The organism is Acidithiobacillus sp. AMEEHan, assembly GCF_030996345.1.
Classification (GTDB): domain Bacteria; phylum Pseudomonadota; class Gammaproteobacteria; order Acidithiobacillales; family Acidithiobacillaceae; genus Igneacidithiobacillus.
This window is the reverse complement of the sequence record NZ_CP118747.1, coordinates 1,399,008-1,412,369: the sequence shown is the minus strand read 5'-3', so window position 1 is coordinate 1,412,369 and position 13,362 is coordinate 1,399,008. Positions and strand designations below refer to the sequence as shown.

The following is a 13,362-nucleotide window of genomic DNA, read 5'->3' as shown; positions in this document are numbered from 1 at the left end:
ACTTTTCTTTCCCCTGTGCTATGCTCACCGAAGGATGCCCAAGGGAGGTGATCGATGGTGGCCGAGATGCTGAGCATGAACACCAGTGACGTAGACGCCATTCTTGCTGCGCGTCATCACGATCCCTTTGCCTTCCTCGGCCAGCATCCCGTGGGCAACGGTTGGGTACAACGGGCCTACCTGCCCCATGCCAAACAGGCCGAGCTATTGCCCAAACGCGGTAAGGCTCGGCCCATGCATTGCGTGGCCGAGGATGGGATCTTCTTCTGCGAATCGAACACACGACTGGCGCAGCCCTACCGTTTGCGTTGGCAGGATGGCGTGGGAAACTGGCACGAACAGCATGACCCGTACACCTTTCAGCCGGTGCTCGGCGAGATGGACATCTACCTCTTCGGCGAGGGTCGCTGGCTGGATGCGTACCGCAGCCTGGGCGCACATCTGCGCAAGTACGAAGGAGTCGAGGGGGTGCTCTTCGCCGTCTGGGCGCCGAATGCCGAACGCGTCAGCGTGGTTGGCGATTTCAATGCCTGGGATGGTCGGATACACCCCATGCGCGCACGCGGCCAGAGTGGTCTCTGGGAGCTTTTCCTACCAGGACTCGGCGCGGGCGCCCTTTACAAGTTCGAGATCCGTCATCGCGAATCCGGCAACGTCTTCGTGAAGACCGATCCGTATGCCCAGAGCTTTGAACTACGCCCGGAAACCGCTGCCCGCGTAGTCGAAGCACAGCATCAGTGGCAGGACGACGCGTGGCTGCAAGGGCGCGCCGGGGCAGATTGGCAGGCAGCGCCCATGAGCATTTATGAGGTACATCTTGGCTCCTGGCGGCGCCGTGCCGACAACAGCTTTTGCAGCTACACCGAACTCGCCGAAGAACTGGTGGCCTACTGCAAGGAAATGGGCTTTACCCATCTGGAGTTGCTGCCTGTCATGGAGCACCCCTTGGATGAATCCTGGGGCTATCAGGTCAGCGGTTACTTTGCCCCCACCAGTCGTTTTGGCAGCCCCGACGAGTTCCGCGCCTTCGTCGATCATTGCCATCAGCAGGGCATCGGTGTCCTGCTCGATTGGGTGCCCGGGCATTTTCCGCGCGACGACTGGGGGCTGGCACGCTTCGACGGCACCGCCCTCTACGAACACGCCGACCCGCGCGAGGGCGAGCACAAGGATTGGGGCACCTACATCTTCAATTTTGGGCGCAACGAGGTGCGCAATTTCCTCCTCAGCAATGCCCTTTACTGGGCCGAAGAATTCCACATCGACGGCTTTCGCGTCGATGCCGTTGCCTCCCTGCTCTACCGCGATTATTCCCGCAAGGAGGGTGAATGGATCCCCAACCAATATGGCGGGCGGGAAAATCTGGAGGCGATCGATTTTCTGCGCGAACTGCACGTCGCCCTACACGAACGGCATCCGGGAATCCTGAGCATTGCCGAAGAATCCACCGCCTGGCCCATGGTCTCTCGACCCACCTATCTTGGCGGCCTGGGATTTTCCATGAAATGGAACATGGGCTGGATGCACGACACCCTGAGCTATCTGCAACTCGACCCCATCCATCGGCAGTATCATCACGATGCCCTGACCTTCAGCCAGCTCTATGCCTACACGGAGAACTTTGTCCTGCCGCTCTCCCACGACGAAGTGGTGCATGGCAAAGGCTCCCTTCTCGACAAGATGCCCGGAGACACCTGGCAGCGTTTCGCCAATCTGCGCCTGCTGTTCAGCTACCAGTTCGCCCATCCCGGCAAGAAACTCAATTTCATGGGCAACGAATTCGGCCAGGGACGGGAATGGGATAGCGGTTCTGCCTTGGACTGGGGACTATTGGATGTCGATTGGCACCGCGGCTTACGGCAGATGTTTCGCGATCTGAATCGACTGCATCAAGACATCGCCGCCTTGCATGAACAGGACTTTCAGCACGAAGGGTTTCAGTGGATCGATTGCCACGACTCTGGACAGTCGGTGCTGAGCTTTTTGCGCTGGGATCGCCACGGCGATTTTGTGGTCGTCGTCTGCAACTTTACGCCCGTGCCACGCGAACAGTATCGCATTGGCGTGCCCCGCGCCGGAACCTACCGGGAAATCTTCAACAGTGACGCTGCTGTCTACCGAGGTAGCAATGTCGGTAACCCCGCCCGACCCAGCGAGGCAGTGTCCTGGTCCGGTCTGCCGGCCAGCCTGTCGCTGACCCTGCCACCGCTGGCGGCGATCTACCTGCGCTGGAGTGACTGAACCGTGCTCCTGCTCTACCTGATCATTGCCGTTGTCGCAGGTCTGGCAGAGCTCTTCACCGGTACCTTCTACCTCGCCGCGGTTGCCATCGCTGCCCTGATCGCCCTCCTCGCCGGGCTTTTCCTACCGCATCTCACTCTGCACTGGGTCTTTCTCGCCAGCAGCGTGGTCCTCATTCTCGTCAGTGCTTGGCTGCGCCATCGGCTGGCACGCAAAGCCAGCGGCGTCGACGACCTCGATCTGGGCCAAGCGGTGGAGGTGCTCCGTGGTCCCGACGCCCAAGGGCGCTACCGGGTCCGTTATCGTGGCAGTGAGTGGCCGGCGGTGCTGGAAGAAGGCGATACTGCCTGTCCTGGCGCCGCCGCGGTCATCGTCGCGCACGAGGGAAATCTCTTGCACATTGCCGTCGTTCCGCCATCGTCCGGGGAGTCGCTATGCCTACCACCCTCATCAGCATCGTCGTCGTCCTGATCGTCGTCTTTTTCGTGCTGCGCGCTACCATCCGCGTGGTGCCCCAGCAGCGCGCCTGGGTGGTGGAACGCCTCGGTCGCTATCATGTGACCCTGCAACCGGGTCTGAATCTCATCGTCCCCTTCATCGATCGCGTCGCTTACCGCTTCGACATGCGCGAATTGCCCATGGAGGTGCCCGCCCAGGTTTGCATCTCCCTCGACAACACCACCATGACTGTCGATGGCGTGCTCTACGTACAGATCACCGATGCGGTCAAGGCGGCCTATGGCTCGAGCAACCCGTTCAATGCCGTCATCCAGCTCGCGCAAACCAGCATGCGTTCGGAAATCGGTAAACTGCATCTCGACGCCGCCCTGTCGTCGCGGCAGCTCCTGAACGCGGCGGTGGCTGAGGCCGTAGACGAAGCCGCCCTGAACTGGGGGGTGAAAGTGCTGCGCTACGAAATCAAGGATATTACCCCGCCGGGTGAGATCATCCGCGCCATGGAGCTGCAGATCACCGCCGAACGCGAAAAACGCGCCATCATCGCCAAGTCCGAAGGGCAACGGCAGCAGCAGATCAACACCTCCGAAGGACAGCGGCAGCAGGAAATCAACATCGCCGATGGTCGCAAGCAGGCGGAGATCCTACGTGCCGAAGGCGAGGCGCAGGCAATTGCCCTGGTCGCCGAGGCCACGGCCAAGGCCATCAGCACCATCGGCGCCGCTGCCCGCGAACCTGGCGGGATCGAGGCTCTGCAGATGCAGATTGCCAAGGATTACATCGAAAAATGGGGGAACCTCGCCAAGGCCGGTACCAGTCTGGTCATTCCCGCTGAACTCGGCAACGTGGGCGCCCTCGTTTCCACGGCGCTCGCCATCGTGCAGAAAAACGGGTCGGGGCCAGCAGCCAAGGGCTGAGATTGCGACGCAAAAACGGCCGAATCATCCGGCAGCCAGTTCTCTGCTAGCCCCAGCTGGACGCGTTTCCGGCATATTCCGAGAAAATTTCTCATGTTGTCAAACGTAGCTCAGGACCAATCTGCGGTGAGCACTAGATGCAGGGCGTCATCTCTCGACCGGCGGCCATTGTCAGGCCGCGTGCAGTACGCGTAACACTCTAATATAGTCATAGACGGCGTCACGGGCTTGACGATGCCCGCACGGCTCGCCGCCGTGCGGATGGCGCGCTGTACGGAAGCCTCATGAATATGGTGTCGCCGTTGCGCCCCCGTGCGCACGGCAGATTGGCCACCTACCACATGGTCCCTGAAAGCTCATGCAGCAACGCCCGCGCTTCGCCGGAGGTCAGCACCGTAGGCAAGTGTTGGGAAAGCTTGGCGCTGGTGATATCGTCCAGCCAGGGCAGGTCAATATCAAGCACTTGCTTATAGAGAAAAAGCAACGCCGCCTTAGCCTGATTTTGCGTAGAGGACGACACCTTGCGCTCTACCGCTAGATAACTGAGGAATGCCTCGATCTCTGTGGCTCCCATCTCCTTGGGGTGCCGCGACCAGTCCGTATAGGCCTCTTCGGTACGGATGCTGTAGTGCAACGCCCTGATCCTGGCGCGCATTTGGTCCAGGAGTTTGGGTAGGGAATTAGGGGTTGGCTGACTGATTTTCATCAGGCAAATATTAGGCAGTCCTAAATTTTTGAGCAAGGGTAATTATGCTGCAGATACAGTATATTGGCGTTGCTCTGTGTTGCGTTAGCCATCTATCTTGTGCTAGGGTGGTGCCATCTAATTTATGTTAGCTGTCGGGAGATAAAATGGACCCTTCCGAATTGAATAGCTGGCTATCCCTCATTCAACATGCGCCGGAGAATCTCCGTCAGTACTTGGAAACTACATTCTGGATTCTTGTCTTTCTGATTTTGCTGTGGGCAATCCTGAGGACTCTTTTCAGCAAGCAGTTCAAGGAGTTTTATCGGCTCATCGGTGTAGCTGCTAAGAAGACTGGAGAAATTGGCAAGACTGTTGCCAAGGAAGCTGCGAAAAATCTCGAACTCCCCGAGCCTTATCCAAGGCTGGCAAGGTTCTTCGCCATCGTGTTCATGATTAACGGTTATCTGGCCGCTTTCTCTTTTACCTGCTTTGCGCTTGCCGTTGTTGCACTACTAGTTCTTTCCAACACGCCCAGCTTCTGGGCTCGAACGGGTGGCATGTTGTTTCTGGTACTTCTCGGATACTTCGCGTGGTTCTTCTTCGCCCAGTCTGAAAAGGAGCGCATCAGAATCTTCAAGGAAAGTGGTCGTGATGGCAGCTAACACTACAGTCGAGCGGACCTGCGCAAAAAGCCGCACAGGCCGCTCACTTTCACGTTAGGCCCCTCATTTATGACGACTACATATCAACCAAATTCATTGTTCCGAGCAGGACCGCGCCCTGACTTGAACGCGTGCGTGGGAACAAATGGCGGGCCGTATGACTTCGGCGCTTATGGTGAAGGCTTTTTCGAGGGCGGCTTTCAGATCGTGGCCGCAATAAAGCGAGACGAATGGACAATTGATCTCCGGTTCTTCGATGTTTCATGTGGGTAGCCTGAGATCCAGTTTACCGAGGATCAGGTAGGCCATGTTGATAAAGTTCTTGTGGGTACGGTAGCCACGGGCTTTTGCCTTGGCGGACTGGAGGAGGCTATTGAAGCCTTCCAGAATCCCGTTGGTGATCTGGCTCTCGAACCAGCGGAGCACACCATCCCAGTGATTCATGACGGTGTAGGCGACCTTGACCATTGGCGGTAATCCGCTGTCCTTGACGTTTTCCACCCAGGCCTTGAGCAGGGTGGCGCCCTGGTGGCGATTCTGGACGGTGAAGATTTCTTGGAAGGTCAGGCGAAGCTGATAAGCCTGTGCTGTCTTGAGGTTCTGGTTCTTGAGGATCTCCCGGAGCCTGGCGCTTTGCTTGGCGGAGAGCTTTCCCGGGTTCTTGAGCCAAAGCCAGCGGCTCTTTTTCAGGTCTGGTTGGGAGAGGGCTTCCCCCTTGCGTACGGCATCTACGGCCTCATTGACGAGCTTCATGAGGTGAAAGCGATCGAAGGTGACCTGGGCGTTGGGCAGGTGTTCTGCGGCCCCTTTTTGGAAGGCTGGCGAGAGGTCCATGCTGACCTCCGTAATGGCCTCGGCGCTGCCGCCATGGGCCTGCAGATCTTCGGCGAACTGCGCAAAAGTCTCGGCATCCTTGCCGGGTGTGGCAAACAGCAGGCGCTTCGCCACGAGGTCCACAAACAGGGTGATGTAATCATGGCCGCGCCGGCTGCTCGTCTCATCGATACCGACGGAATGGACCTCTGACATGTCCGCGGCCTCGCGGGCCTTGGCGACGTAATGATCGAGCACCCGCCAGAGTCGCTGGTCCGTCTCCCGCACTAGGCGGGAGACCGTCAACACGGGCATCTCCCGGACCATGGCCATGACTAGAGCCTCAAAGAGCAGCGTGAATCCCGAGCCTTCCCGCGCCCAAGGGACGGATACCAAATGCACGCCGTGTTCCGGGCAATGGACCCGTGGTACGCGGGCATGGAGATAAGCCGCATGCTGGAAGAAGTCGAGGTGACGCCAGACCTTCTCCTGGGTGTCATAGACCGGGCAGTCCTGGCCGCAGACCGGACAGGGAAACTGACTACCCCTTGGGAAGTTCACATGCAGGTCCAGGCGCTTTTCCTCCACCGTGAACCGCACATCGTCCACCATCCACGGCGGAACCAACCCCAACGCCAGAGTGAACAGTTGATTACCTTGGTCCATCCTTATCCTCAGCTCGCTGCCCTTCCCATAAAGCAATCATACCGCCTTACCCACTCAATGTGTCGAGGAGCCTGATCTCCTCATCTATCCCGCTACATTTTCATTCCGACATGGAATAGAGCTGTACCTAAAACATATGGTGCGCCTGTTCGCCGCGCAGTCAGGAAGTACGACCTACCAGAAAACTCATACCCTTCAGGACAACTGGAAAACATTCGAGGTGCAAGCGCGAGCAACAGGTAGTTCAGCCTTTGATCATCTTGAACTGTCCATTGCCAAGGACATCATCGACGACTTCTGCAACATCGATCCAAGCGGCCAAGTTTTTCGATATCCCGAAGACATTAAAGGAAACAAACATCTAATCGGGTTAGGAGTTATCAATGTTGAAGTTCTCGGAGACGGCATGCGTGTTTTGCACGAGCGGTTGGAACATTGGCGCACGGCAACCGAGGTCATCTGTGGCCACCCCGGGGCCTAACCAGGTGCTGCAGTGGGACGTCACAAAAAATGCGCTGCATTTTTTGCGCCGCCCATGAGCTTGGGCGTTAGCCCCTTGAACCTGAAGCACATTTGCAAATTGGGAGATTACAAATGAACAAAAAGCAGACGCCCTCGCCGGAACATGAGGTCAATGCTCGCGTTGAAGCTGCCGTAAAACGGAAGCGTGCTCAGCGTCCCTTCCCTGCTTGCGGGTTCGAGGAGGCTCTTGCTTTTGCCAAAGAACTTTTCGATTACGGTAGCGGGAAACCCGTGCGACGACTTAGCCTGTTCGATCATCTGCAGAAGTCACCGGAAAGTGGTCCGAGCAGGATGTTAATTACCAACTCCAACAAGTATGGACTTATCAAAGGTGGCTACGCCGCTGAGCAGTTGGAGCTAACGCCAGAAGGCATCAAAGCCCTTGACGAGGAACTTCCGCGACGAGAACAGGTGAAGGCCCGAATTCAGTTGGCAGTTGATCAGATTGAACCCTTCGCGAAACTGTACGAACGGTTTGCGGGAAACAAGCTCCCCGCTCGCGCCGCTCTCATAGATGCAATCAAGGACTTCGATGTCCCTAGTGAACTCGCTGAAGAAGCCGCTGATACGTTTGTCGTAAACCTTCGGTTTCTTGGGCTGCTGCAAACCCTCTCGGGTGCTGAACGAATCGTTACGAGAGAGCATTTGCTTGACTCACTGCCTGCATCGCCGATTCGTAACACTTCAATTGCAGCCACTCCGCAGATCCAGAGTGCGTCTTCTTCTGCCAAGGTAGGGACAGGATTAATTACGGCAGAACATGCTCAGTTCGAGGCGACTTGCTTTTACGTCACACCGATTGGTGAAGATGGAAGCGAACAACGAAAGCACTCCGATCTATTCCTTGGATCGATTGTTGAGCCAGCGCTTGAACAATTGGGCCTTAGAGTCATTAGAGCCGATGCGATCGACAAACCCGGAACAATCACGCGGCAGATCATTGAGTATCTACTCAAGTCTCGATTGGTCATTGCAGATCTCTCTTTCCACAATCCCAACGTCTTTTATGAACTTGCGATCCGCCATGCAGCTAGGCTACCGGTTGTTCAATTAATCCGCGCATGCGACAGAGTACCGTTTGACCTGAATCAGGTACGCACAATCAAGATCGACACCTCCGACATCTATGCACTTGTTCCCAAGATCGACACATACCGCGCCGAGGTCGGAAGCCAAGTGCGGCGGGCACTTGAAGACCCAGACTCGGTCGACAATCCGATAACGACATTCCATCCCGACTTTCGTGTGCACCTTGGGGGCTAACAAATCATTCCACCGGACCTGCGCGAAAAGCCGCGCAGGCCGGTGAATTCAGACGTTAGCCGTCGACCGGAGGTTCCAAGCAAACGCGCATGAGAACACGACCATTCCGGGAGGGCGACACGTTCGCTACATTCCGTGCTCTCCTTGAAAACACAGTTCGGGAGATTGACTCACTTGAGAACGAGTACGTCCTCAAGGCATCGCCCACTGAGCTTGAGGACTACTACGTCTCTAAGGTCACGGTTACACCCCTTTCTCTGGATGCCGACAACCACTACATCAAGGGACAGAAAGGCACTCAGCTCGACGTGAGCCACCATGTCGATCGGGTAGTGTTTCCCGGCGAGCGGGCAATCGTTAAGGGTACGACTCTCCACATCGCCATTCTCTACTCTGGGGACCCGAACCTTTGGCGCATACGGCCGTCGACATTCAGCCTCTCCGGTTACCCCGAGCTGGAAATCAGAGACGATGTCGTCGTTTTCACCTGCACGTTCCCGGACGACTCTGCCAATCCGGAGCGGCTGAAAGCCGAGATTCAGAACAACATCAGATACTTGGCTGATGCAGTCGCAAACCTTCGACGTGACGTCGATAACCACAACCGAACCGCGTCCCAGACGATTCGCTCCGCCCTAGCCCAGAAGCGAACCAAGGCGCAATCGGCGGTCGGGGCAGTTGCGGCACTCGGGATACCAATTAAGAAGCGTAGCCAACCGTTGACCTTCACTGTCCCAACCAAGAGGCGCGAGTCACCCGTCAAGCGCCCGCTGGCCGCCACCGAGAAATATGCTCCCGAGCCTGCTCTCGATCAAAACGAATACGAGCACATTCTCGGCGTGCTCAAGAGCATGTCTCTCGTAATCGAGCGTAACCCGGGCGCCTTTGCGTCGTTGGATGAAGAAGCGATTCGAACGCACTTTCTTCTGCAGCTCAACGGGCACTACGAAGGGACAGCAACTGGTGAGACACTCAATGCTGCGGGAAAGACTGACATCCTGATTCGCGCCGAGAACCGGAACATCTTCATTGCGGAGTGTAAGTTTTGGCACGGGCCTAAGTCGTTCACCGATGCTGTGGATCAACTCCTAGGGTATCTCTCGTGGCGAGATTCTAAGTCCGCGTTGCTGATCTTTAACCAGACGAGAGACTCGACCGCGGTACGGCAGAAGATGCGCGAGATCATGACGTCTAGGCCGGAGTACCGCAAGACGCTCGAGCACGACCCCGCCGGTAGATCCCGCTACATCTTCGTGAAGACCACGGATCCGGGACGTGAGATCCAAATTTGCATCATGCTTTTCGATGTGCCGACGGCGTAACCGAGCGACGGCTAACAACCGCATGCATCTGACCGGCTACAGCGGGCTTCGCCCGCCTCCGCCGGCAGGTGATGCCGGGCGTTATGCCTCATGAATCCATACGACCGACCCATCTCGCTCGCGGCAACGTAGGGGCCCTCGTCTCCACGGCACTCGCCATCATGCAGAAAAACGGGTCTGCGCCGGCAGCCTAGCAGTAGAGGGAAGCCATCTTGAACACATTAGGACAGCAGTTTATTGTGTAAAAAATAAACAAAGAGCTGCACTCGCGAAAAAGGAATACGCCTCAATGTCTTGCAAAACTACAGCCTCAATCAGTCTTGTTGCGCTTCTCTCTGGTTGTGCAGTGAATAGCGTGACCACTCCCTCGGGGATGCCGACACAACCCGTCCGCAACGCGGCAGTCATTTCACCGCAAGAACGTGCGCAGTACTCCTATGTAATCCAAGTTCGACAAATTATCGCCGGTCATGTTGAGGCCTTGCTCAGAAAACAGGAACAGTCTGCCATTAAGAAGACTGGGCATCCCGTTGTGCTGCCCACGGGAATCTGTGGCGCCGTAGCGGTAGTCCAGGCCAACGGGACCGTTCTGCGCGCGGATCTTGCCCAATGTTCATCCGATGCACTCGGTAAAGTCTTAGTAAAGGCAATTCACGACGCTTCTCCCCTTCCACCGACACCATTTGGTCACAATGCGAACATCACGATTCGTATTAACGATTCGGAGACTACCCCTGGCGTAAAAGCTGGTGAATAGCGAACACGCGCCACCTGTTGGTCGGAGAATAGCGTCCCCAGGCAGCGGCATCGAGCCAGACATCGGCATTGGCGCCCAGGCGAGCCGCGGGGGGATTGGCGCCAGCACCCTACAGGCCCCCCCAAAGTCGTTTCAGGTTGTTTTCAGGCGCTCTTTGTCAGTGGGTGACAAGTGGCCCAAGAGCCCACGGATCAAGCGAGCATCGAGGGTACCCGCAACACCTGACCAGGCTCATAGATCACGATAGGCTTCCTCGTCGGCTGGGCTGGTCCATTCGGATAGCAGGGCCTCTACCGCCTGAGGATATTCCAGATCCAAGGGCATGACCCGTCGTACCCGGGCAGTACCGTCGGGCTCCAATTCCCACGACATGAGGTCGCCAGGACTGACCCGTAGCGCCTCTCGGACAGTAGCAGGAATTGTCGTTTGTCCTTTGCTCGTGATCTTGGCGAGTACGCTCATTGCGTCACCTCAGTAAGACTGCATTACTTACGGAATGTAGCAAGGCTCCGTGGCACGTGCCAGAAGTGCCTGCAACCCAATCTCCGCGATTGGTTCTGCCGTAAGGTTTGGTTCGGACAGGGGTGACGATCAGCCGGTGTTCGGTGCCAGAAACAGGGGGCAGGTTAGCGCTAGTCCGACGGTCTCAGACACCCTCATGACGTTCAGCGACCCCAGGCCGCGGCATCGAGCCAGACATCGGCATTGGCGCCCAGGCGGGCGGCGGGAAGATCGGCGCCAGCGCGCCAGGCTTCGATGGCGGGGGCCTTGGCTACGCCGGTGACCACAAAAAACATGGCGCGCGTCTGTAACAGGCGGGCGGCGCTCAGGCTAACCCGATCTGACGGTGGCTTGGGGCTGTCGTGTACCGCGAGGGCAGCGGGCGCATCGGGCGCAAAGCCTGCCTCCTGGCCAGGGAAAAGGCTGGCACAGTGGCCATCTTCGCCCATTCCCAACAAAACCAGATCGAAGCGATGCAGGGGTAAAATGGCCGTGTAGGCCCTCGCCGCCGCTTCCGCCCCCTGCTCTGCGGGAATGATGTGATGCTGGGCACGCGGGATGGGAGCGGAACCCAAGGCCGATTTTGCTACCAACTGGGAATTGCGCTCGTCATCACTGGGGGATAGACAGCGCTCGTCACCGTAGTAGAGATGCCAATGCTGCCACTGCCCAGCGTAGCGAGGCAGAAGGTCGTAAACGGCCCTGGGCGTATGCCCACCGGCCAATACCCAGTGGAAGGCTCCCCGCGCGGCAATCGCTTCGGCCGCCAGCCGGGAAATGGCCGCTGCAAGGCGCTCGGCGAGACGCTCTGCATCGGGATACAGATGCCAGACTGGGACGCTCATGCGACCGCGGTGCCCAGCATGTGACCGATCAGGGTCGTGGCAAGCAGAGAAAGCGCGCCCCAAATCAACACGCGGATGGCCCCGCGCCAAATCGATGCACCGCCGGCCCAAGCGGCAAGGCCTCCCAAACTGGCAAGTAACAGCAAAGTCAGGACATACAGGACCGGCAGGAGTGCGGCCCCCGGCGCAAAGAGGATCGCCAAAATCGGAAAGATGGCACCCAGGGAAAAAGAGAGCGCAGAAGCCGCAGCGGCTTGTACCGGCCGGGCGGCAGCCACTTCCGTCAGGCCCAGTTCGTCACGGGCATGGGCGGCCAAGGCATCATGCTGCATCAACTGCGCCGCTACCTGACGCGCCAAAACCTCGTCCAGTCCGCGCTGCATATAGATATGAGTGAGCTCCTGCAGTTCCAGCTCGGGATTTTTGTGAATCTCCCGCGCCTCGATAGCGAGATCGGCGGCCTGGGTATCGGCTTGGGAACTGACGGAGACGTACTCCCCAGCCGCCATGGAGAATGCCCCAGCCACCCAGGCGGCAACTCCCGCCAGCAGCAGAGCGTGCGTGCCTGCCTGGCCAGCAGCGACCCCGGTCAGCAGGGCCGCGGTGGACAACAGGCCATCGTTGGCACCCAACACACTGGCGCGTAACCAGCCGATCTGGGTGTGGTGGTGATGCTCATGGTGATGCACCGGTTGCACCGCAGCATTGGTAATCATCAATGTGGATTCCTCACTGGATGTTTTAGTCATCATAGTCAGACGCAGCGCTTGGGTCTACGGGCAGGCAGTGCTAGCCTAAGCCCTGCAGAAAGGAGAAAAAGCGATGAGCGGCCTTGCAGATTTCGTTGGGAATACCCCGCTGTGCGAATTGCGGCGCCTGAGCCCCAATCCACGGGTGCGGCTGTTTGGTAAGCTGGAGGGAAACAACCCCGCCGGTTCGGTGAAGGATCGTCCAGCCTTGCATATGATCCGCCGCGCGCTGGAGCGGGGGACGATCCGGCCGGGAGATCGTTTGGTGGAAGCCACCAGTGGCAATACCGGCATCGCCCTGGCCATGGCCGCCTCCGTCGAGGGCCTGAAAATCACCCTGATCATGCCCGAAAACATGAGTCTCGAGCGGCGCCAGGTGATGCGTGCTTTCGGCGCGGATATCGAGCTGACCCCCGCCGATGCCAGCATGGAAGGCGCTATCGACCGCGCCCGTGCAATGGTCGACGCCGGCGAGGCGATCATGCTTGACCAATTTTCCAACCCCGACAATCCTGAGGCACATACTCGGACTACTGGCCCGGAAATCTGGCGCGACAGCCGTGGGCAGGTCACGCACTTCGTCTCGGCAATGGGTACGACAGGTACCATCATGGGCACCAGTCGCTACCTGCGTCAGGTCCACCCCGCTATCCAGATCGTTGGCGTGCAGCCTGCCGCCGGTGCCAAAATCCCGGGAATCCGTCGTTGGCCGAAGGAATACGTGCCCAAGATCTACCAACCGGAGTTGGTCGATCGGGTCATCGACGTCGGCACGGAGGAGGCAGAGGAAATGACCCGCCGACTGGCACGTGAAGAGGGTATTTTGGCGGGCATCTCCTCTGGCGGCGCAGTTGCTGCCGCCTTGCGCGTGGCCGAAACCCTGGACCAGGGCTTTCTGGTGGCGATCATCTGCGACCGCGGCGACCGTTATCTGTCTACCGGGGTCTTTCCCGCCTAGAG

The 13,362-nt window shown here is 58.1% G+C and carries 13 protein-coding genes; 8 read left to right on the top strand and 5 right to left on the bottom strand.

What is annotated here, in order from left to right:
* The first annotated feature begins 54 nt into the window (after nt 1-54).
* Genes glgB through ORD17_RS07165 form a run of 3 tightly spaced genes read left to right on the top strand, consistent with a single transcriptional unit; the run spans nt 55 to nt 3,614 of the window.
* The gene (glgB, locus tag ORD17_RS07175) at nt 55-2,241 is read left to right on the top strand and encodes a 1,4-alpha-glucan branching protein GlgB (protein WP_308387646.1); all 2,187 of its coding nucleotides are present in this window, start codon (nt 55-57) and stop codon (nt 2,239-2,241) included.
* Between the two features lie 3 nt (nt 2,242-2,244).
* A complete protein-coding gene (locus tag ORD17_RS07170; RefSeq protein WP_308387644.1) occupies nt 2,245-2,712 on the top strand; it encodes an NfeD family protein in 468 nt (155 codons plus the stop codon).
* Entirely contained in the window at nt 2,676-3,614 is a 939-nt protein-coding gene (locus ORD17_RS07165; protein ID WP_308387642.1) for an SPFH domain-containing protein, read from the top strand. Before ORD17_RS07170 ends, ORD17_RS07165 begins: the two co-directional genes overlap by 37 nt.
* 334 nt (nt 3,615-3,948) lie before the next feature.
* On the opposite strand, the gene ORD17_RS07160 is transcribed toward ORD17_RS07165, so the two are convergent.
* Complete coding sequence (locus ORD17_RS07160) at nt 3,949-4,269, bottom strand: phage integrase N-terminal SAM-like domain-containing protein (protein WP_374693357.1); 321 nt, start codon at nt 4,267-4,269, stop codon at nt 3,949-3,951.
* Nucleotides 4,270-4,466: 197 nt separating this feature from the next.
* Between ORD17_RS07160 and ORD17_RS07155 the strand changes: the two genes are divergently transcribed.
* A complete protein-coding gene (locus ORD17_RS07155; RefSeq protein WP_308387640.1) occupies nt 4,467-4,964 on the top strand; it encodes a hypothetical protein in 498 nt (165 codons plus the stop codon).
* A gap of 261 nt (nt 4,965-5,225) precedes the next feature.
* Here the strand turns inward: ORD17_RS07155 and ORD17_RS07150 are convergent, their stop codons facing one another.
* Nucleotides 5,226-6,443 carry an ISL3 family transposase gene (locus ORD17_RS07150; RefSeq protein WP_014003049.1) on the bottom strand — a complete coding sequence of 406 codons (1,218 nt, stop codon included), beginning with the start codon at nt 6,441-6,443 and terminating at the stop codon, nt 5,226-5,228.
* A gap of 136 nt (nt 6,444-6,579) precedes the next feature.
* Here ORD17_RS07150 and ORD17_RS07145 point away from each other — a divergent pair, with 136 nt between their 5' ends.
* The 3 genes from ORD17_RS07145 to ORD17_RS07135 all read left to right on the top strand — a co-directional run bounded on the left by ORD17_RS07145 (nt 6,580) and on the right by ORD17_RS07135 (nt 9,550).
* Complete coding sequence (locus ORD17_RS07145) at nt 6,580-6,924, top strand: hypothetical protein (RefSeq protein WP_308387638.1); 345 nt, start codon at nt 6,580-6,582, stop codon at nt 6,922-6,924.
* 113 nt (nt 6,925-7,037) lie between these two features.
* Nucleotides 7,038-8,228, top strand: a complete 1,191-nt coding sequence (locus ORD17_RS07140; RefSeq protein ID WP_308387637.1) for a hypothetical protein — start codon at nt 7,038-7,040, stop codon at nt 8,226-8,228.
* 89 nt (nt 8,229-8,317) lie between these two features.
* Complete coding sequence (locus tag ORD17_RS07135) at nt 8,318-9,550, top strand: hypothetical protein (RefSeq protein ID WP_308387635.1); 1,233 nt, start codon at nt 8,318-8,320, stop codon at nt 9,548-9,550.
* A gap of 988 nt (nt 9,551-10,538) precedes the next feature.
* Here the strand turns inward: ORD17_RS07135 and ORD17_RS07130 are convergent.
* The 3 genes from ORD17_RS07130 to ORD17_RS07120 form a co-directional block, all read right to left on the bottom strand.
* Nucleotides 10,539-10,769 carry a type II toxin-antitoxin system PrlF family antitoxin gene (locus tag ORD17_RS07130; RefSeq protein WP_308387634.1) on the bottom strand — a complete coding sequence of 77 codons (231 nt, stop codon included), beginning with the start codon at nt 10,767-10,769 and terminating at the stop codon, nt 10,539-10,541.
* Nucleotides 10,770-10,972: 203 nt separating this feature from the next.
* Nucleotides 10,973-11,653 (bottom strand): 6-phosphogluconolactonase, encoded by a 681-nt coding sequence (pgl, locus tag ORD17_RS07125; RefSeq protein ID WP_308387633.1) that lies wholly within the window; start codon nt 11,651-11,653, stop codon nt 10,973-10,975.
* Nucleotides 11,650-12,369 carry a VIT1/CCC1 transporter family protein gene (locus tag ORD17_RS07120; protein WP_308387632.1) on the bottom strand — a complete coding sequence of 240 codons (720 nt, stop codon included), beginning with the start codon at nt 12,367-12,369 and terminating at the stop codon, nt 11,650-11,652. Before ORD17_RS07120 ends, pgl begins: the two co-directional genes overlap by 4 nt.
* Before the next feature lie 106 nt (nt 12,370-12,475).
* Here ORD17_RS07120 and cysM point away from each other — a divergent pair, with 106 nt between their 5' ends.
* On the top strand, nt 12,476-13,360 hold the full coding sequence (cysM, locus tag ORD17_RS07115) for a cysteine synthase CysM (protein ID WP_308387630.1): 885 nt from the start codon (nt 12,476-12,478) through the stop codon (nt 13,358-13,360).
* Nucleotides 13,361-13,362 lie beyond the last annotated feature (2 nt).